18 protein-coding genes and 1 pseudogene are annotated in these 19,915 nt (G+C 46.7%); 8 read left to right on the plus strand and 11 right to left on the minus strand.

Annotated features, from left to right (window positions below):
* Positions 1-77: 77 nt before the first annotated feature.
* The 7 genes from cls to arfM form a co-directional block, all read right to left on the minus strand.
* Positions 78-1,580 carry a cardiolipin synthase gene (cls, locus tag JQX68_RS19115; RefSeq protein ID WP_147772655.1) on the minus strand — a complete coding sequence of 501 codons (1,503 nt, stop codon included), beginning with the start codon at positions 1,578-1,580 and terminating at the stop codon, positions 78-80.
* 101 nt (positions 1,581-1,681) lie between these two features.
* On the minus strand, positions 1,682-2,311 hold the full coding sequence (locus JQX68_RS19120) for a YitT family protein (protein WP_147772656.1): 630 nt from the start codon (positions 2,309-2,311) through the stop codon (positions 1,682-1,684).
* A 129-nt stretch (positions 2,312-2,440) separates the two neighbouring features.
* Positions 2,441-3,112, minus strand: coding sequence for a respiratory nitrate reductase subunit gamma (gene narI, locus JQX68_RS19125; protein WP_014665753.1), 672 nt, complete (start codon positions 3,110-3,112; stop codon positions 2,441-2,443).
* On the minus strand, positions 3,109-3,663 hold the full coding sequence (gene narJ, locus JQX68_RS19130) for a nitrate reductase molybdenum cofactor assembly chaperone (protein WP_147772657.1): 555 nt from the start codon (positions 3,661-3,663) through the stop codon (positions 3,109-3,111). The genes narI and narJ overlap by 4 nt, the downstream gene beginning before the upstream one ends.
* A 25-nt stretch (positions 3,664-3,688) precedes the next feature.
* Complete coding sequence (gene narH, locus JQX68_RS19135; RefSeq protein WP_147772658.1) at positions 3,689-5,152, minus strand: nitrate reductase subunit beta; 1,464 nt, start codon at positions 5,150-5,152, stop codon at positions 3,689-3,691.
* A complete protein-coding gene (locus tag JQX68_RS19140) occupies positions 5,142-8,828 on the minus strand; it encodes a nitrate reductase subunit alpha (RefSeq protein WP_147772659.1) in 3,687 nt (1,228 codons plus the stop codon). The genes narH and JQX68_RS19140 overlap by 11 nt, the downstream gene beginning before the upstream one ends.
* Positions 8,829-9,043: 215 nt before the next feature.
* Positions 9,044-9,520: a Crp/Fnr family transcriptional regulator ArfM gene (arfM, locus tag JQX68_RS19145; protein WP_014665758.1), complete on the minus strand. Its 477-nt coding sequence runs from the start codon at positions 9,518-9,520 to the stop codon at positions 9,044-9,046.
* 143 nt (positions 9,521-9,663) lie between these two features.
* Between arfM and JQX68_RS19150 the strand changes: the two genes are divergently transcribed.
* Complete coding sequence (locus tag JQX68_RS19150; RefSeq protein ID WP_147772660.1) at positions 9,664-10,383, plus strand: YwiC-like family protein; 720 nt, start codon at positions 9,664-9,666, stop codon at positions 10,381-10,383.
* A gap of 31 nt (positions 10,384-10,414) precedes the next feature.
* On the opposite strand, the gene fnr is transcribed toward JQX68_RS19150, so the two are convergent.
* The 4 genes from fnr to JQX68_RS19170 all read right to left on the minus strand — a co-directional run bounded on the left by fnr (position 10,415) and on the right by JQX68_RS19170 (position 14,647).
* A complete protein-coding gene (fnr, locus tag JQX68_RS19155; RefSeq protein WP_014665760.1) occupies positions 10,415-11,131 on the minus strand; it encodes a fumarate/nitrate reduction transcriptional regulator Fnr in 717 nt (238 codons plus the stop codon).
* A 98-nt stretch (positions 11,132-11,229) separates the two neighbouring features.
* Positions 11,230-12,417 carry a nitrate transporter NarK gene (narK, locus tag JQX68_RS19160; RefSeq protein ID WP_147772661.1) on the minus strand — a complete coding sequence of 396 codons (1,188 nt, stop codon included), beginning with the start codon at positions 12,415-12,417 and terminating at the stop codon, positions 11,230-11,232.
* Positions 12,418-12,551: 134 nt separating this feature from the next.
* Positions 12,552-14,222 (minus strand): arginine--tRNA ligase, encoded by a 1,671-nt coding sequence (gene argS / locus JQX68_RS19165; RefSeq protein ID WP_069838507.1) that lies wholly within the window; start codon positions 14,220-14,222, stop codon positions 12,552-12,554.
* Positions 14,219-14,647, minus strand: coding sequence for a YwiB family protein (locus tag JQX68_RS19170; protein ID WP_040081525.1), 429 nt, complete (start codon positions 14,645-14,647; stop codon positions 14,219-14,221). Before JQX68_RS19170 ends, argS begins: the two co-directional genes overlap by 4 nt.
* Before the next feature lie 311 nt (positions 14,648-14,958).
* On the opposite strand from JQX68_RS19170, the gene sboA reads away from it, so the two are divergent.
* From sboA to albE, 7 genes and pseudogenes are all read left to right on the plus strand, one after another.
* Complete coding sequence (gene sboA, locus JQX68_RS19175; protein WP_003222002.1) at positions 14,959-15,090, plus strand: subtilosin A; 132 nt, start codon at positions 14,959-14,961, stop codon at positions 15,088-15,090.
* A pseudogene (locus JQX68_RS19180) lies at positions 15,047-15,198 on the plus strand (bacteriocin-like protein SboX). The gene sboA and the pseudogene JQX68_RS19180 overlap by 44 nt, the downstream one beginning before the upstream one ends.
* Positions 15,199-15,222: 24 nt before the next feature.
* Entirely contained in the window at positions 15,223-16,569 is a 1,347-nt protein-coding gene (gene albA / locus JQX68_RS19185; RefSeq protein ID WP_071581776.1) for a subtilosin maturase AlbA, read from the plus strand.
* Between the two features lie 12 nt (positions 16,570-16,581).
* Positions 16,582-16,743, plus strand: coding sequence for an antilisterial bacteriocin subtilosin biosynthesis protein AlbB (albB, locus tag JQX68_RS19190; protein WP_003222006.1), 162 nt, complete (start codon positions 16,582-16,584; stop codon positions 16,741-16,743).
* A complete protein-coding gene (locus JQX68_RS19195; RefSeq protein WP_040081524.1) occupies positions 16,740-17,459 on the plus strand; it encodes an ATP-binding cassette domain-containing protein in 720 nt (239 codons plus the stop codon). The genes albB and JQX68_RS19195 overlap by 4 nt, the downstream gene beginning before the upstream one ends.
* Positions 17,452-18,762, plus strand: coding sequence for a bacteriocin biosynthesis protein AlbD (locus JQX68_RS19200; protein ID WP_147772662.1), 1,311 nt, complete (start codon positions 17,452-17,454; stop codon positions 18,760-18,762). The genes JQX68_RS19195 and JQX68_RS19200 overlap by 8 nt, the downstream gene beginning before the upstream one ends.
* Positions 18,752-19,912, plus strand: a complete 1,161-nt coding sequence (albE, locus tag JQX68_RS19205) for an antilisterial bacteriocin subtilosin biosynthesis protein AlbE (protein ID WP_147772808.1) — start codon at positions 18,752-18,754, stop codon at positions 19,910-19,912. The genes JQX68_RS19200 and albE overlap by 11 nt, the downstream gene beginning before the upstream one ends.
* The last annotated feature ends 3 nt before the right edge of the window (positions 19,913-19,915 follow it).

Below are 19,915 nucleotides of genomic sequence, written 5' to 3' on the forward strand. Positions count from 1 at the left end.
CCAATGTATAAATAACTGATAATATTTCTCAATTATACTATACACAGGCCGTTTTGAAAGATCAGATTTCTTTTTTCTTACAGAACCCCTGAAAACAAACGGGCAAATGACTCTTTTGTCCGGTCAGCCACGCCTCTTTTATAAAAGCCGACAGGGCTGAGCTTTTCACTTTCCTGCATATCCTCTTCAAAATGGGCCTCGAGGGTGCGAATCGCTTCAGCATCCGTAAAGAACACATTCACTTCAAAGTTGAGCTGAAAGCTGCGCATGTCCATATTCGCCGTGCCGACGGAGGCGAGATCGCCATCAATGATCATGACTTTTTGATGCATGAAGCCTTTTTGGTAGGAGTACACTTCAATCCCCTCAAGAAGCAGCTCCGGGAAATAGGATCTCGACGCGTATTGGGTCAAAAAGCTGTCGTTCCTCTCCGGCACCATAACCCTTACCTCCACGCCTTTTGTCGCTGCTGCTTTCAGCGCTGTGCGAATGGATTCATTGGGGACAAAATAGGGCGTGGCGATCCAGATTGACTTCTGTGCGGAAGAAATCATTTCATAGTATAGGTCGCTCATGCTTTCCTTCATGTCAGGGCCTGTCGCGACAATTTGATAAATGCCCCCTCCCTCCACGGGCACAGGGGTATTGTACTCTTCTTGATCAATTAACACTTCATTGGAGACGTATTCCCAATCCAGCATAAAGATGGCGTGAAGCGTTTGCACAATCTCACCTTCCAGCCGCAGGTGCGTGTCTCTCCAAAACCCGATGTACGGATCCCGGCTGATATATTCCTTCCCGACGTTTAATCCGCCCACAAAACCGATTTTCCCATCGACGATCACGATTTTCCGGTGATTTCTGAAATTAAGCTTCTGGTTGAAAAACCCGTATTTCAGCGGAGAGAACGGAACGATATTCACACCCGCTTGTTTCATTCTCATAATGTCTCTTCTTGCCAGCTTCATGCTCCCTGCCGCATCGTATAAAAACCTCACCTCGACACCCTGGCGCGCTTTTTCCATCATAATGTCCATCATGCCGCGCCCAAGCATGTCTGATTTAAACATGTAGTATTCAATATGTATGTAAGACTCCGCTTTTCTCATCGCTTTGAAAAGTTCAGGAAAGGTTTCTTCGCCGTTTTTCAGCACTTTGATCTTGCTTTTCGTATTGATATTCATATGGGCAGCCCTGATGGAATATGTAAAGAACCTCTCTTGATTGTCCTTCAGCCCTGTCACTTCGGGCGTTTCCTCCTTGTCAAACAGCTTCCTGAGCTTCTCCCTGTTGTACATTCGTTTTGTCTTAAACAGCTTTCCCTTTACATAAAGCTGTCCGGAAAAGAGATAAAACACGTAGCCGACGATTGGAAAAAAGACAAGAATGTGGATCCATAACAGCGTGTGCTGCGAGGTGCGGTTTTCAAGAATTAATGAATAGATGCTGAACAAAATAATGCTTATATAGCAAAGCAATCCTCCGTAAAACTCAAGTCTGGAAACCGGAAAAAACCATATGACATATGCCCCGATGAGCATCATATATAAAAAGAAAAATTCCAGTCTCCTTTTCAGCATCCTAATTCTCTCCTATCTGATTCGATTACCTCTGTATTACCTCTTTTTTCTAGTCTGTAAACCTTCTATGCAAAAAGCCTCACCGCAAAAAGCGGAAAGGCTTATGGTGAGGCTTCCTGAGATTGGCCGGGTGTCATGTTCTTGAGCATATTCGGCTTGAGGGAGTAGCTGCTTTTGATTTTATTTTTGAAGAAGCCGACGATCAGGCCCGTGACCGCGATGGACACTAAGGAGCAGAGCCCTTTCAGCAAGCCGACTGAGAAAATGCCGGCCAGCACTGCGGCAAAATCGAAGAGAAAATTAACTGTCCCGGGGTTCCATCCATAACGTTTTTGCAGAAATAAAGCAAGAATATTGGCACCGCCGAGTGAAGCCTGATGATAAAACATGAGCGACAGGCCGAATCCGATCATCGCCCCGCCGCTAATCGCCCCGGCAAGCGGTGAAAAAGAGGCAGACGGCAGCCAGTGATCCGCGCTTGTGAACAGAGTCAGCGCTGTGACTGCAAATGCGGTGGATAGCGTGAATTTGATGCCCATTCTGATGAGAGAAAACACATAAAACGGGATATTGATCAGAAAGAAGGTGATGGCAAACGAGGAGTGAAACAAGTATGTCAGGCTTAGTGACAGTCCAGCCGTGCCGCCGGTTAATACATGAGAATGTCTGAGTGTCAGGATTCCGGCGCTTGTCATAACACAAGCCATTAAAATGAGTAAAATCCGCTTCATTCTTCACTCTCCTTTTTAGATGATGCATTACAAACATAACAAGACTGCCTGCCGCCCAGCCATTACCTTGGCAGAAAATATCTTATGTTTTCATCAAGATAAAAAAATCCCCCTCTTGAAGGGGGATTTTTACGAGCGTTTCCGATACACGACATAGCTTCGAGTCAGATACTTGAGCGGCAGACTGAACACATGAACCAATCTTGTAAACGGCCACAGGATAAAAACAACGTAGCCTATCACAATATGAAACTTAAACCATAGCGGGACACTCTCCATCAACGAGGGGTCAGGCCGGAACAAAACGATTTCCCTGAACCACGGCCCGACTGTTGTCCGGTAATCAAAGCCTTTTGAATCAATGTTGAGAAACGTGGCCGCAACACCCGACAGCATCATGAAAAGCAGCAGGATGAGCGTAAGGATATCCGATGGCGAGCTGGTTTTGCGGATTCTTTTGTCAAACAGCCGTCTGTACGTCAGGATGACAAGTCCGGTACATGCCGCAATCCCCGCCGGCAGGCCTGCACCAATCGCCATTTTGTGATACATGTGCTCTGAAATGCCAATTGCACCATACACGCCTTCCGGGATCAAAATTCCCATGACATGCCCGCCGACAACGCACAGCAGTCCCCAATGAAAAAGAGTGCTGCCCGCCGCAAGTTTTTTCTTTTCTAGCATCTCGCTTGATTTCGCCGTCCAGCCAAATTGGTCATGCTGGTATCGGTAAATATGGCCGCCGATAAAGATCGTCAATACAATGTATGGCATCACGCCCCAGAGGATCTGTCCGTTCATGCCTGAACAGTCCCTTCAATGCTTTCACGAACGCCGAGGTTTTCCAGCGCGGCCAGCAGCACGTGCAGCAGCTCAGCGTATATGCTGTCATTTTTTTCGAGGCGGGATGCCAGCTCCCTTACATTTGACAGATACTTCTCAAACACACTTCTCGCTGCTTCAATTTCTGCAACTGCGGCAAATTCCAGCAACATTGGCAGGTAATCTGGCAGTTCCTTCTCTGTCGGCAGGAAACCGGATTGCTGATAGGTGTTTTTTAAATGCAGCAATTCGATGCCGCGTTCCCTTTGCTCGCCTGAGTTAAAGTAGGTGACATACATATTTGTTTTTTTCCCGAAGTCGAATGTATAGACATAGTGTTCTATCAGCGCTTCCGGAGAAAAGCTGGCTGACGTCTCGAAAAAGTACAGCAACTTCTCCCGGATTTGCCGGTTGCCGATTTCATGGATAAGAGCCTTCCAATCGGGAAGCTCGGCTCTCCACTCTTCATCCGGATAAGAGAGAAGACAGGAAAGAGCAGAGAACGTGATTTGCCGGTCTGTGGTGTTCATCTTGTTACACCTCATTTATCAAAAGTTAGAAACAGGAGCCGGGGCCGCCTGAAAATGATAAGCCGCAGCTTCCTTGTTCAGCGTATAAATCTGATACTTCTTCTCGATGGCTGCTCGGAATCACAAAGCGGTCATCATATTTGGCAATCGCAAGCAGCCGATACATATCTTCAATTTGCTGTTCTGTTAAGCCGACACTGGAGATCAGTTCCGGATCGATTGATTTATTCGTCTGGACCGCTCTCATATACTGGCGCATGACAGACATTTTCTTTAATGTTGACCGAATATGATCCGTATCACCGGCTGTTAACAGCTGCGCCAAGTAATCTATCGGGATTCTCATTTGGTCGATAGCCGGAAAAATATCTTCCGCCGTTTGCCGGCTGCCTTTTCCTTCAAAGAGATTCATAATCGGGCTGAGCGGCGGAATGTACCACACCATTGGCAGCGTGCGATACTCAGGATGAAGCGGCAGCGCGATCTTCCAGTCAATGATCATTTTATAGATTGGTGATTGCTGCGCGGCCTCTATCCATTCAGCCGGAATGCCTTGTTCTTTTGCCAATTTGGCAATCTCAGGATCATTCGGATCAAGAAAAACATCCAATTGGGAATGGTAGAGATCCTTTTCGTTTTCAACAGATGCCGCTTCCTCCACTTTGTCCGCGTCATACAGCATGACGCCGAGGTAGCGGATTCTGCCAACACACGTCTCGGAGCAGATGGTCGGCAGTCCCGCCTCCAAACGCGGAAAGCAGAGTGTGCATTTTTCGGCTTTGTTCGTTTGCCAGTTAAAATAGACTTTTTTATAAGGACACGATGAGACGCAATATCTCCATGAACGGCATGCGTTTTGATCCACAAGCACAATGCCGTCCTCCTCGCGTTTGTACATGGCGCCGGACGGACAGGATGAAACGCACGCCGGGTTGATGCAGTGCTCGCAAATACGGGGCAGATACATCATAAAGACCTCATCGAATTCTGTTTTAATTGATTCCTCCATCTTTTGCACGTTTGGATCTTCAAGTCCCGTTATGTGGCCGCCTGCGAGATCATCCTCCCAGTTCGGCCCCCATTCGATATTCATGAAATCCCCTGTCAAGGACGATTTCGGGCGTGCCACTGGCTGGTGTTTTTTCTGCGGGCTGTTCGTTAATGTTTCATAATCATAGTTCCAAGGTTCATAGTAATCATCAATCGTCGGCTGGTTCGGATTGTAGAAAAGGCCCGCAAGCCGGTTTGTTTTCGAGCCTGATTTCAGCTCGAGCTTTCCTTTTTTCAATGTCCAGCCGCCTTTATATTTGTCCTGGTCCTCCCATTGCTTCGGGTAGCCGATGCCCGGCTTTGTTTCTACATTATTGAAGTACATATATTCCGCACCGGTACGGTTTGTCCATGTGTTTTTACAGGTGACGCTGCACGTGTGGCAGCCGATGCATTTATCCAAGTTCATGACCATACCGATTTGCGCTTTAATCTTCAAGCCAATCGACCTCCTTCAGCTTGCGGATGACGACATTCAGGTCGCGCTGATTCCCCGTTGGACCGTAATAGTTAAAGCCGTAGCTGAGCTGGGCGTAGCCCCCGATCATCTGTGTCGGCTTGACGTGAATCCTTGTCGGGCTGTTATGGGTGCCTCCGCGGTTATTCGTCAGCTTTGTTCCTGGCACGTTGATGTGGCGGTCCTGGGCATGGTGCATAAACGCCATTCCTTTAGGAATCCGATGAGACAAAACCGCTCTTGCGACGACTACGCCATTTCGGTTGAAGCATTCAATCCAATCGTTGTCTTTAATATCCGTGTCCTGTGCATCATCTTTATTCATCCATACGGTCGGCCCGCCGCGGAACAGCGTCAGCATCGGCAAGGAATCAAAATACATGCTGTGGACGGACCATTTGTTATGCGGCGTCAAATAATTGAGGACGATCTCTTTTCCCTCTTGATCAGGCCGCTTGCTTAGAAACGGGCGGTGCTGGAGGATCGGTTTAAATGTCGCCATCGTTTCACCGAATTCCATCATCAGTTCATGATCGACATAATAGGATTGTCTGCCTGTCAGCGTTCGCCACGGGATTAATTTCTCCACATTCGTCGTAAACGGCGAGTACCTGCGTCCGCCTTTTTCAGAGCCGGTAAACGCCGGAGAGGTGATGACCGTTTTCGGCTGGGCTGTAATTTGTTCGAACGTAAAGCATTCTTCCTCACGCTCTTCCGCCAGGTCTTTCAGCTTCAGGTTTGTGATGTTTTCAAGTGATTCCCATGCTTTTACGGCGACCTTCCCATTTGAAGTGGACGATAGGGTTAAAATCGCTTCTGCCGCCTGCTTTGCTTCACTTATATTTGGACATCCCTTTGCCACGCTGTCTGAGGTGATTTCTCCCAGTCTCTTTTTGAGTGATTCATATTCATCGGCTATTGACCAGCTCATCCCTTTTGTTCCGCTCGGCTTTAAAGCAGCGTTAGGACCGAGTGCGGTCATTTTATGAAAAATGTGTTTGTAATCCCGTTCAACGACTTGGATGTTCGGCATCGTTTTTCCCGGAATGGCTTCACATTCGCCCTTGCTCCAGTCATTGATTTTGCCGAATGGCTGGGCCAATTCCTGCATGGTGTCGTGGAGGAGCGGCGTCGCAACCACTTCTTTCACCGGCTCCATATCGACTTCTTCTGCCAGATCGGAAACGGCTTTTGACAGCGCCTTGAAAATATCCCAGTCTGACTTCGATTCCCACGGAGCCGAGATCGCCGGAGCAAATGGATGAATGAACGGATGCATATCCGTGCTGCTGAGGTCGTGTTTTTCATACCATGTCGCCGCCGGCAACACGATATCAGAATACAGCGCCGTACCCGCCATTCGAAAATCAAGATTGATTAATAAGTCGAGCTTTCCTTCCGGCGCCTGCTCCCGCCATTTGATTTCTTCAGGACGGATGCTGTCGCTGTCGTCATTCATTAAACCGTTCGTCGTCCCCAGCAAATGCTTGAGAAAATATTCATGCCCTTTTCCTGAGCTTGAAATCAGATTTGCCCGCCATACAAAGAGATTCCTTGGGAAATTCACTTCATTGTCAGGATCTTCAATCGCGAATTTCAGTTTTTTCTCTTGGAGCTGTGAGGCTACGTACGCACCTACGTCTTCAGATGTTGCTGCCCCTGCTTTTTCAGCTTCTTTATACAGATCGATGCCATTTTGATTGAAAGTCGGGTAAGACGGAAGCCACCCTAGCCGCGCCGCTAGCACATTGTAATCAGCGTGGTGCTTGTAGCGGGAAGACGCAGCAATCGGTGATGCCAAATCACTGATCGGCTGGTCCTCATAACGCCACTGATCTGTCGCAAAGTAGAAAAATGAAGTGCCGTTTTGCAGCTTGGGCACGCCCTCCCAGTCCTTTGCAGTTGCAATCGTCTGCCACCCTTCAGCAGGTCGGAGCTTTTCCTGCCCCACGTAATGGGCCCAGCCTCCGCCATTTACGCCTTGGGCGCCTACAAGCAAAACAAGATTTAACACTGCTCGGTAGATCGTGTCGGAGTTGAACCAGTGGTTAATGCCGGCTCCTACGATAATCATGGACCGGCCGTCTGTATCGATCGCATTTTGAGCAAACTCTCTGGCAATCTTAACGACAGCTTCTTTTTTGATTCCTGTCATTTGTTCCTGCCAGGCAGGCGTAAACGGCTCAGGATCATCATAGGAGACAGCTTGTTGTTCGCCGATGCCCCGATTTACGCCGTAGTTAGCCAGTATCAAGTCAAACACGGTCGTGACGTACGTCTCTTCACCGTTCAGGTTCATTTTTTTAATAGGAAGATCCCGCTCGAGCACTTTGTTTCCGTCATTTGAAAAATACGGGATGCGCACCGTGCCGATTTCATCCTCTATTCCGAGCACAGAAAGACGGGGTTCAATCGCTTCTCCTGTTTCTTCATCAATCATATGCAGGTTCCATTTCTGCTTCCCGTCCCAGCGGGAACCCATTGTCCCCTGCGGTATGGCAAATGCCCCTGTCTGTTCGTTCCAGACCGCGGGCTTCCACTGATCATGCTTTGTCTGCCGCCCGATGTCCTTCGCATGCAAAAACCGGCCCGCTGTGTATACGCCATTTTCTTTTGATAAGGTGACGAGAAATGGAAAATCAGTGTATTGCTTCGCATACTCAATAAAACGTTCAGTTTCTTGGTTCACGTAGAATTCCTGAAGAATGACGTGACCCATGGCCATCGCAAGCGCCCCGTCAGTCCCTTGGCGGATACTCAGCCAGTCATCCGCGAACTTTGAGGATTCCGCAAAATCCGGACTGATCGAAATGACCTTAGCGCCTTTATAGCGGGCCTCCGCCAAAAAGTGCGCGTCAGGGGTTCTCGTTAACGGAACGTTGGAGCCCCATGTGATGATATAGCCTGAATTGTACCAATCACTGCTTTCTGGAACGTCCGTCTGGTCACCCCAAATTTGCGGGGATGCTGGCGGAAGATCCGCATACCAGTCATAAAAACTGAGCATTGGGCCGCCGATTAACGACATAAACCGGGAGCCTGAGGCGTGGCTGATCATGGACATGGCCGGAATCGGAGAAAAGCCGACATTCCGGTCTGGCCCGTATTTCATCACTGTATACAGCAGAGAGGCTGAAATCAGCTTCAGCACCTCCGGCCATTCAGCACGAACAAAACCGCCTTTCCCTCTCGCCTGTTTATAGGACTTCGCTTTTTCAGGGTTTTCAACGATTGATTTCCAGGCATCCAGCGGATTTTGATGCATCTGCAATGCTTCCCGCCACAAATTGATCAGCACACCGCGCACGTATGGATATTTCACACGGAGCGGGCTGTAGATATACCATGAAAAACTGGCCCCCCGCGGACAGCCTCTCGGTTCGAAATCAGGCATATCCGGGCCTGTTGATGGATAATTCAAATTTTGTCCTTCCCACGTGACAATTCCGTTTTTCACATAAATATTCCAGCTGCAAGACCCCGTGCAGTTAACGCCGTGGGTGGAGCGAACGACTTTGTCGTACTGCCATCTGTTTCTGTATACATTCTCCCAATCGCGATCTTCGCGGGTGGTTTGGCTATGTTTATTTGAATGGTGTTCTATAGGAGAGAAAAAATTCAATCTCCTAAACAACGGACTCATTTTCTTTTTCTTCATGAGAGTTCACTCCTTCCGAGTCAGGTGGTGCTAAGTTCACTATAAACAGAGACAGCGTGTTCCCTTGTGAACTATGTCACACACTCTGCTTTTTTCACAAAATGTTCACACAAAGGAGAAGGAAGGATTTTCACAGGATGTGAGGAAGGCCGCGTTTGCAGGACGCCTGATCATGAGCCGCCTTTTCATTCAAAGATCAAAAAACCCGGCTCTATTTAAGAACCGGGCTCAGCATTTTCGTCTTGTGATGTATGCAAATACCGCAAAAATAACTGATAGGAACAAAAAACATTTTGCTGAAGCATGGCCAAAAAGTTCATTTGCAGCTGCGGATTGTAAGACATCATTTTTTTAAATACGTAATAAGGGATATTGAGAATCAGAATGTCTGAAGTGGCATTGACTGTGATAAAAGGCGATAAATAAAGCCCGCCTTTTTCATCAATCGGAAACACATCGCCTTTTTCCCACAGCGCAACGGTTTTCGACCCTTCAGGGAGCCTGGTGTCCATAAAACGGACACTGCCTTTTAATACAATATAAACAGATTGTGAATGAAGAAAGGATGGAGTTTGATCACATGAGCCGCTGATAAACGTGCCGTTTTTCAGCAAGGTTTCGACAATGGATAGAGGCACTTCATTAAACATGGGAAGTTGTTTCAGAAATAATAAATAGTCACACTGATTCATAAGAAAGCCTCCTGTGCTAAGGATAGCTTTAGTGTAGCTCGACTGAGCCTGTACAGCAGTGATGTATTTCACAGCCTGTATGATGAATGTCACTTATCAGGAGGGTGACTGCATTTATAATGAAAGAAAAAAGGAGGGTTTCGATGAAAGCGCTGATTCCGAAGCAGCACGGCGCATGGGCGATGCTGCTGATCCCATTTTTACTAGGCATAGTCAAGGGAGGCCCCGTTATCTGGCATATCCCGCTCTTCCTTGGCTGGCTTTTCCTATACTTAGCGGTTTATCCCGTTACACTTGCCTTGAAAAAGAAACAAATCAAACCATATCAAAAGTGGATGTGTTATTACGGTTTTCCCGCCTGCTGCTTTTTGATGATCCCTCTCTTTCATAAGCCGCCTCTCATCTGGGTGGGCGTTTCTTTACTGCCGCTGTTTCTCATCCATATGTATTTTGCCCGCCGAAAAAATGAACGAGCCCTATTGAATGATGTTGCAGGTGTTTTGTTCTTTTGTTCGGGCGGTCTTGCAAGCTGCTGGCTGGGGATGGGAACCCTTGACGGCTGGGCTTGGTTTATTTTCTTGCAGTCTGCTTTATTTTTTATCGGGAGTTCCTTTTATGTGAAATCGGTGATCCGTGAGAGAAAAAACAGGGCATTTGCATACTGGTCATGGGGATATCACCTGCTGCTCCCCTTTTTATCCGCTCTTTTCGGAGCTGGATGGGCGTTTCTCGCTTTTATCCCAAGCAGCTTGCGGGCATGGTTTTTTCATGGCAGGGATTGGCCTGTGAAAACGATTGGCATTCTGGAAATCGTGAACGCCTGCTTCTTTTTTGCCGTCATGTGCCTCTTTATGACAAGGTAAAAAAACAAGGACACCGCTGTCCTTGTTTTTTTCAGTCAATATTGCAAATCTCCAGCGGACAATTTTCACACTCAATTTCACATCGCAAATAGTCCCGCTTGTGCAAAATAATTTTTCCAGATTCGTCTATCGAAATAACCCCTTGTTTGCGGAGATCTCCGAGCATGCGGTTGACGCTTTCCCTTGCAGCCGCGCAAAACTTTGCCAAATCCTGATTTGTCAGGACAATGTTAATCAGAATGCCGTCGCTTCGCTCCACTCCGTAGCTGTTTGATAAGCGGATAAGGGTGGAATAGAGCGCACCCTTTTTGCCGTGAAGAAGCAGATCCCTGATTTTGGACTGAATTTTCCGGAGATGGGTGCTCATCCATTTCATGAACTCAAATGTCAAAGCGCCGTTTTGGATTAATTCTTTTTCCAGCTTATTTTTATTAATGACGAGCACCTCGCCATCCTCTAGCACTTTTGCACTAAGCATATACCTCGGTTCTTCAGTGAAAAGTGTTAATTCACCGACGATATCGTTTTTTTGGCAGATTCTAAGCGTCAGGTCTTTTCCGTCAGATGTCAGCTTGCCGATTTCAATGAGTCCTGATTGAATCAGATAAAGCTCTTCTGCATCCATTCCTTCTCGAAACAAATACGTGTGTTTTTCCATTTTTCTTTTCGTGCTGATCGATTCCAGCAATTCATGCAGATCACTGGATATAAGATCACTATCAGATGGTCGAACAGAGAGAAAATTCATGAGCTCACCTCGAAGAAAGTCACGTTGTGTGTTTATTGTAACGTGAATTGATTTGTACCCATCGAGAAAAAACTAACAATCTTGTGAATGCTCCAGTGTTAGTTGATGCTCTGACTGTTTCTCTCCGTGTGCATTTTCATTCTTTCCTGCCAATACATCCAGATCACAAGGACAAAGCTGGCTAACGCCACCTCTGAAAGCGCCATAAATCCGATCGCATATTGGCCTGTTGCCTGAAACACACTCGCCAATATCAGCGGAGGAAAAAAACCGCCTAATCCGCCCATGGCAGACACAATACCATTTGCAATCCCCGCTTGCTTCGAAAAATAGAAAGGCACCAGTTTAAAAACCGTCCCGTTTCCTATACCTGAGCAGACCGCCACAGTTAATGACCCAAACGTATAAAGGCCGATTGTCGGCGAGAACGATAAGATAATGCCTGATAATGTAAGCCCCGCAAAAACGAACATCAAGATGCGGAGAGGGCTTATTTTATCAGCCAGGAATCCGCCCGCAGGCCTGAGCAGCGTAGAGACCGCAATAAAGCCAGCCGTCCGCAAACCGGCATCCGCCGGACTCAGTCCAAAGTGCTCCACCAGAAAGTTCGGCAAATAGATGGTGAAGGCGACAAAGGCACCAAACGTAATAAAATAAAACAGGCTCAGAAACCACAGGACATGATTTCGGTAAACGGCTTTGATTTGGGTCTTTACAGAAACTTTGACCTTCTTCTCATGCCTGTCGCCGAATAAAACATGCAGTAAGGCAAAGACAGCCAGCAAAACCAGATACATCTGTACGGTTGCTTTCCAACCGACGGCTTGAGCGATAACCGGCGCCGCAAATGTCGTAACGGCTGTCCCGATATTTCCTGCACCGTAAATCCCATTGACGACACCGTGCTTTTCCTTCGGATAATATTTCGGAAGGGAGGTCACCCCAATGGAGAATACCGCTCCCCCGATCCCTAAGAAAAAGCCGCCGGCGATTAAATCAAACAAAGAATTCGCAATACTGATCCAAAATACAGGAAACAAAAGCAAGATAAAGCTGATCATAAACATCAGCCGCGCGCCAAACCTGTTCGTTAAATACCCTAAAGGAATGCGGAGTAGCGACCCGAGGATCACAGGAATCGCCGTCACCAAAGAAATCTCGCCCTTGCTTAAATGAATATCTAATGTGATTTGGGAAATGAGTGATGAAATCAGCACCCAAACCATAAACCCTGCCACCAAGCTTAATGACTGTAACGATAATTGAATGTGTTGACGGTTGATCATTTGGCTTGCCCCTTTCAATGATTCAATAATCAGTCTTATCATACAAAAACTCGGCAAACAGGATTGTGAAATACATCACACGTTTTCCTCATAAAAAAAGGACAAAGCCCGAAGACTTTGTCCTTACATCATCATTACATTTTTTCCGGAGCCGATACGCCAATCAGCTGAAGCGCGTTGTTCAGCGTAATTTGCGTTGCCTTCATTAAAGCCAGGCGCGCGCGGCTTTTCTCTTCATTTTCAGGATCGATGACTTTCTCTGCGTTGTAGAAGCTGTGCAGAGCGGAAGCCAGGTCATAAATATAGTTTGTGACACGGTGCGGAATTCGTTTTTCCGCTGCTTCCGCCACTGCCTCTGGGAAGCCGCCGATCGTTTTCAGCAGATCATATTCTTTTTCTGATTGGATATGGCTGAAATCAAGGTCTGCCGCAGGTGTAAGTCCCTGCTCCTCCCCTTGGCGAAGCATGCTGCAAATACGGGCATGCGCATATTGTGCATAATACACTGGGTTTTCGTTAGATGTTGATACAGCAAGATCTAAGTCAAAATCCATATGTGTGTCCGCACTGCGCATCGCAAAGAAGTAACGCACGGCATCCAAGCCTACTTCTTCAATCAAATCACGCATCGTTACGGCTTTACCGGTCCGTTTGCTCATTTTCATTTTCTCGCCGTTTTTGTAAAGGTGAACGAGCTGAATGATTTCTACTTCAAGCGTTCCTTTTTCATAGCCCAGCGCTTCGATTGCCGCTTTCATGCGCGGGATGTAGCCGTGGTGATCGGCGCCCCAAACGTTGATCAGCTTATCAAAGCCGCGGTCAAGCTTGTCCTTATGGTACGCGATATCAGGAAGCAGGTACGTGTACGTGCCGTCCTTCTTGATCAATACGCGGTCTTTATCATCGCCAAACGTCGTAGAGCGGAACCAAGTCGCGCCGTCTTCTTCATAGACATGGCCTTTTTCGCGGATCGCTTCAAGCGCCTTATCGATTTTTCCGTTTTGGTACAGAGACGTTTCGGAATACCACACATCAAACGGCACACGGAAGTTTTCCAAGTCCTTGCGCAGCTTATCCAGCTCGTATTTCAGGCCGTATTCACGGAAAAACGCGAGGCGTTCACTTTCCTCTTCATTAACAAAACGATCGCCGTATTCCTCAGCGAGACGCTTTCCGATCGCAATAATATCCTCGCCGCGGTAGCCGTCCTCCGGCATCGGTTTCTCCAAGCCGAGCGCTTCAAAGTAACGGACTTCAACAGAAAGCGCCAGATTGTTGATTTGGTTTCCCGCATCGTTAATGTAGTATTCGCGGCTTACATCATAACCCGCTTTTGAAAGCACGTTGCATAAGGAGTCACCGACAGCCGCACCGCGTGCATGTCCGAGGTGAAGGTCTCCCGTCGGATTCGCTGATACGAATTCGACCTGAACTCGTTCACCGTTTCCGATGTTCGTTTCCCCGTATGCTTCCCCTGCTTCCAGTACAGACGGAATCAGCTTTGTTAAATATTGATTGTTCATATAGAAATTGATAAAACCCGGGCCGGCGATATCCAGTTTTTCAATCGAAGCCTTTCCTTTATCAAAATGAGCGACAATCTCTTCAGCGATTTGGCGCGGCGCTTTTTTTGCGACTCTCGCCAGCTGCATCGCCATATTTGTAGAGTAATCGCCGTGTGTTTTATCTTTCGGTGTTTCTAAAACGACATTAGGAAGCTGGCTTTCTTCAGCCAGTCCCGCTTTCAGAACGGCCGCTTTGATTTCTTCTTTCAGCACGTCCTTCATTTGTTCCGCAATGTTCATGCGTGAGTTCCTCCCTCATACGTGATCGTCATATTATGTAAATGCTCCTGCTCGTCTCCGACATGCATGTCATATGCGATGCTGATACGGCCATTTTCTTCACCGAGATCAGATTGAATCGATTTTGTGCTTGTTTTCAGCTCAAGCTCACCAAATGACATTTTATATTTAGCAATTGTGGAAGCTCCCGTTACGAAACGCTGATTCATTTTGACAGCGCCTGACCTCATGACCAGGACTTCGCCTTCGCTTACTTTCACAATCGTTTTGACTTTGCCTAAGTCGTGTTCTTCATAATAAGATAGATACACTTTATTTTGTTTTACATAGTAAAATCCGGTGGTGCGGAATTCGATGACCTCTTGGTTTCCGTCATCCTCAATCACAGACTTCACATGGAGTGTTATCGGTGTCTCTTGCTTCATTCTGACACGTCCTTTTCATCATTCCACTTTGACTTGAATAGTATAATCATTCGGTTTGTAAACTTCAACTGCTTCTATCTTACCATCATTGCTCATCAGATTTGAAGATAAACCTCATAAAAAGCATTTCCTTAATAGAAGAGAAAATCATATCACTAATTACCTTTAGGAAATGTTACATTTTTCCGAAATCTATCATTTCCATTTCACATTTTTTTCAAAATATATGTATTGAATTAGTAATTTGATAGTTTTAAGATAAAAGTACAACATAGATCTGCTAGAAAAACAAAAAAAGGGAGGATTCAATTATGAAAAAAGCTGTCATTGTAGAAAACAAAGGTTGTGCAACATGCTCGATCGGAGCCGCTTGTTTAGTGGACGGCCCAATCCCTGATTTTGAAATTGCCGGTGCAACAGGCCTATTCGGTCTATGGGGATAAGGTTCTCCAAAAAGGGCATAGTCTTTCTACTATGCCCTTTTAAGTAAATTACAATTTTTAACTAAAATCTACCTCTTGTATATACATACACAATCGTTTTTCATTTGAATCATAGATATAGGGGATGGTATTTTGTTTAAAGAGCAGATGTATCCATTTATTAATGAAAGTGTAAGAGTTCACCAGCTTCCTGAGGGTGGCGTGTTAGAAATCGACTACTTGCGCGATAATGTCTCCATTTCTGACTTTGAGTACTTGGACCTCAACAAAACGGCTTACGAGCTTTGCATGCGCATGGATGGCCAAAAAACAGCTGAACAGATTTTAGCTGAGCAATGTGCCGTGTATGACGAATCTCCCGAAGACCATAAAGACTGGTATTACGACATGCTCAACATGCTCCAAAACAAGCAGGTCATCCAGCTTGGCAACCGGGCCAAACGCCATACAATCACCACGAGTGGAAGCAATGAATTTCCAATGCCGCTCCACGCCACATTTGAGCTGACGCACCGCTGTAATTTGAAATGCGCCCACTGTTATTTGGAAAGCTCGCCTGAAGCGCTCGGCACCGTGTCGATTGAGCAATTCAAAAAAACGGCTGATATGCTGTTTGATAACGGTGTATTGACATGCGAAATCACGGGCGGGGAAATTTTTGTCCATCCAAACGCCAATGAGATTCTTGACTATGTGTGTAAAAAGTTCAAAAAAGTCGCTGTCTTAACGAACGGAACACTCATGCGAAAAGAGAGCCTGGAGCTTTTGAAAACGTACAAGCAAAAAATCATCGTCGGCATTTCTCTTGATAGTGTCAATTCCGAGGTTCATGACTCCTTTAGAGGGAGAAAAGGCTCTTTTGCCCAAACTTGTAAAACGATAAAATTGTTGAGTGACCACGGTATATTTGTCAGAGTCGCCATGTCCGTCTTCGAAAAAAACATGTGGGAAATCCACGATATGGCCCAAAAGGTTCGGGATCTTGGAGCGAAGGCGTTCTCTTACAATTGGGTTGATGATTTCGGAAGAGGCAGGGATATTGTCCATCCAACGAAAGACGCCGAGCAGCACCGCAAGTTTATGGAATACGAGCAAAATGTGATTGATGAGTTTAAAGATTTAATTCCGATTATTCCCTATGAGAGAAAACGCGCGGCAAATTGCGGCGCTGGCTGGAAGTCCATTGTGATCAGCCCGTTCGGCGAAGTACGTCCGTGCGCCCTCTTTCCAAAGGAATTTTCATTGGGAAATATTTTTCATGATTCCTATGAAAGCATCTTTAACTCCCCTCTCGTCCATAAACTGTGGCAAGCGCAGGCGCCGCGGTTCAGCGAGCATTGCATGAAAGACAAATGCCCGTTCAGCGGCTATTGCGGAGGCTGTTACTTAAAAGGGCTGAACTCTAACAAATATCACCGGAAAAACATTTGCTCTTGGGCGAAAAACGAACAATTAGAAGACGTGGTCCAGCTTATTTAGGAGGGAAACGATTTGTCACCAGCACAAAGAAGAATTTTACTGTATATCCTTTCATTTATCTTTGTCATCGGCGCAGTCGTCTATTTTGTCAAAAGCGATTATCTGTTTACGCTGATTTTCATTGCCATTGCCATTCTATTCGGGATGCGCGCGCGGAAGGCTGACTCGCGATGAGCATTTTGGATATACACGATGTATCCGTTTGGTATGAACGGGACAACGTCATCTTAGAACAAGTGGATTTACATTTAGAAAAAGGCGCCGTTTACGGCCTGCTTGGGGTAAACGGCGCCGGAAAAACGACACTGATTAATACGCTGACAGGCGTGAATCGCAATTTCAGCGGGCGCTTTACGCTGTGCGGAATTGAAGCGGAGGCCGGCATGCCCCAGAAAACATCAGATCAGCTGAAGATTCACCGTTACTTCGCCGCCGATTATCCGCTGCTGTTTACAGAAATTACGGCGAAGGACTATGTGTCTTTCGTCCATTCGCTTTACCAAAAGGATTTTTCAGAGCAGCAGTTTGCCGGTTTAGCCGAGGCCTTTCATTTTTCAAAATACATCAACAGGAGAATTTCAGAGCTGTCCTTGGGGAACAGGCAAAAGGTTGTGTTGATGACAGGCTTATTGCTGCGCGCCCCCCTGTTTATTTTGGATGAGCCGCTCGTCGGTTTGGATGTGGAATCGATAGAGGTCTTTTATGAGAAAATGCGCGAGTACTGTGAGGCAGGCGGAACCATTTTGTTCTCTTCTCATCTGCTCGATGTCGTGCAAAGATTTTGTGATTATGCGGCCATTCTTCACAACAAACAGATCCAAAAGGTCATTCCGATTGGAGAGGAGACCGATCTGCGGCGGGAATTTTTTGAGGTGATCGGCCATGAATAGCATAATCTCCATCATGTCTTTGCTGTTCAAGCAGCTTTACAGCCGGCAAGGGAAAAAGGATGCCATCCGCATTGCCGCAGGCCTTGTCATTCTGGCCGTCTTTGAAATCGGGCTGATCCGACAGGCTGGCATTAACGAATCGGTGTTAGGGAAAACGTATATCATACTCGCACTTCTCTTGATGAATGCGTATATGGTGTTTCTTTCTGTGACATCTCAATGGAAGGAATCTTATATGAAGCTGAGCTGCCTGCTGCCGATTTCTTCACGGAGCTTTTGGGTTGCCCAGAGTGTCGTTCTGTTTGTCGACACTTGTTTGAGAAGAACATTATTCTTTTTCATTTTACCGCTGTTCTTATTTGGAAACGGAACGCTGTCAGGGGCGCAAACATTGTTTTGGCTCGGCAGATTTTCGTTTTTTACCGTTTACTCTATTATTTTCGGAGTTGTGCTAAGCAACTATTTCGCCAAAAAGAAGAACTGGATGTTTCTGCTGCATGCGGCGATATTCGCCTGTGTATGCCTCAGCGTCGCTTTTATGCCGGCCGCCACGATCCCGCTTTGCGCGGTTCATATCCTGTGGGCGGTGGTCATTGACTTTCCTGTCTTTCTGCAGGCGCCTCCGCAGCAGAGCAAGATGCATTCATTTATGCGGCGATCTGAATTTTCGTTTTACAAAAGAGAATGGAACCGATTTATCTCTTCTAAAGCGATGCTGTTAAATTACGCGGTGATGGCGGCGTTCAGCGGATTCTTTTCGTTCCAGATGATGAACACCGGCATCTTCAATCAGCAAGTGATTTATATCGTGATTTCCGCGCTTTTGCTCATCAGCTCACCGATCGCCCTTTTGTATTCGATCGAAAAAAACGACCGGATGCTGCTTATCACGCTTCCGATCAAGCGGAAAACAATGTTTTGGGCGAAATATCGCTTTTATGCCGGTCTATTAGCAGGCGGATTTCTCCTTGTCGCGATCATTGTGGGTTTCATCAGCGGCCGTCCGATTTCAGCTCTTACTTTTGCGCAGTGTATGGAATTGCTGCTGGCGGGAGCATTTATCAGGTTAACCGCGGATGAAAAACGGCCCTTCTTCAGCTGGCAGACGGAGCAGCAGCTATGGAGCGGTTTCTCAAAATATCGGTCTTATCTGTTTTGTCTTCCCCTATTCTTAGCCACATTAGCCGGCACCGCTGTCTCCCTGGCGGTCGTTCCGATAGCCGGTCTGATCATAGTCTATTACCTGCAAAAACAGGATGGTGGTTTCTTTGATACAAGCAAAAGAGAACGGCTTGGAAGTTAACCTGCTGAAGACTCATCAATTTTCAACTATTTCAATCGCCGCGAGCTTTCTGAAACCGATCGAAAGCGCGGCGGAACCTGAGGAAGAAACAATTTATTTTTACGGCGCCGCCGCATACCTGAAGGAGCCAATCATTGACGCTTTCGGTTATGCTGCCGGCAGCCGTTTCATGTACTCGGCGAATCTCTTTTTTGATCAGCAGCTGAAAACCTGCGGGACCCGTTTGATTCACCCATTGTATAACGGGAATCTTCATGTTGACGCCCTAATGAAAACTTTTGCAGACATGTCTTTCCCTTCTTCCCTTTCACCCGAAGCCGTTGAAAAAGCACGGAATGAGCTGCTGCTGAAAATCGAAAAGAAATTCACTGATCCCTTCTCCTACTCGGCAGCGCGCTTGGCTGAGGAGGTCTTCGGAAACCCGATGTACGGCACAGGCATGTTTGGCCGGAAAGACAGGATAAAGGCGATTCATCCTAAACGGTTTCTTGACGCAGCGGACTTTATCGTTGATTTAATGTCCCAGCAAAAACAGCTGAACATATTGGGACAAGTTCAAGCACGTGATGCTCAGGGACATGCCCCGCAAACGTCCGCTGTAACGTCCGGAAGAATACCCGTGAACCGGCATGTTTTTGAAACAGAGACACGCAGCGCTGCAGGTCCCTCCGTCTTAACACTCGGATTTGATTGCGGAGAGATGAAAGATGCCAGCGATTATATCAAAATCCAGCTAATAGACGGATTACTGGGAAAGTACGGCCATTCCGCTTTATTCAAGCACTTCCGAGAGAAGGATCTGGCAGTCTATCACGTCATCACCCGTTACGATGTCATGAACAATTTGCTGCTTGTTTCTATATGTACGGATCAGCTTCATGAAAAGGATATACCTCCGCGCGTTTTGGAAGCTGTCTCAGCTTTTCAAACGAATGAGCGGGAACTGGAACAGGCAAAGCAATTTTTACGGAATGAAATGCTGCTGCAATTCGATTCTCCCGAAGGTCTGTTGGCTTATATGGGGATTCTTCGCCGCTTCTCCTGCACGAAAGAAGCCTTGCTGGATGGCATCTCAGCGGTAACGTGCCGTGATGTATTGCAATTCATAGCGACTATCAATTATATCGGAGCTCATGTAGTAAGGGGATGAAGA

Source organism: Bacillus sp. LJBS06 (assembly GCF_016924995.1).
GTDB lineage: Bacteria > Bacillota > Bacilli > Bacillales > Bacillaceae > Bacillus > Bacillus stercoris.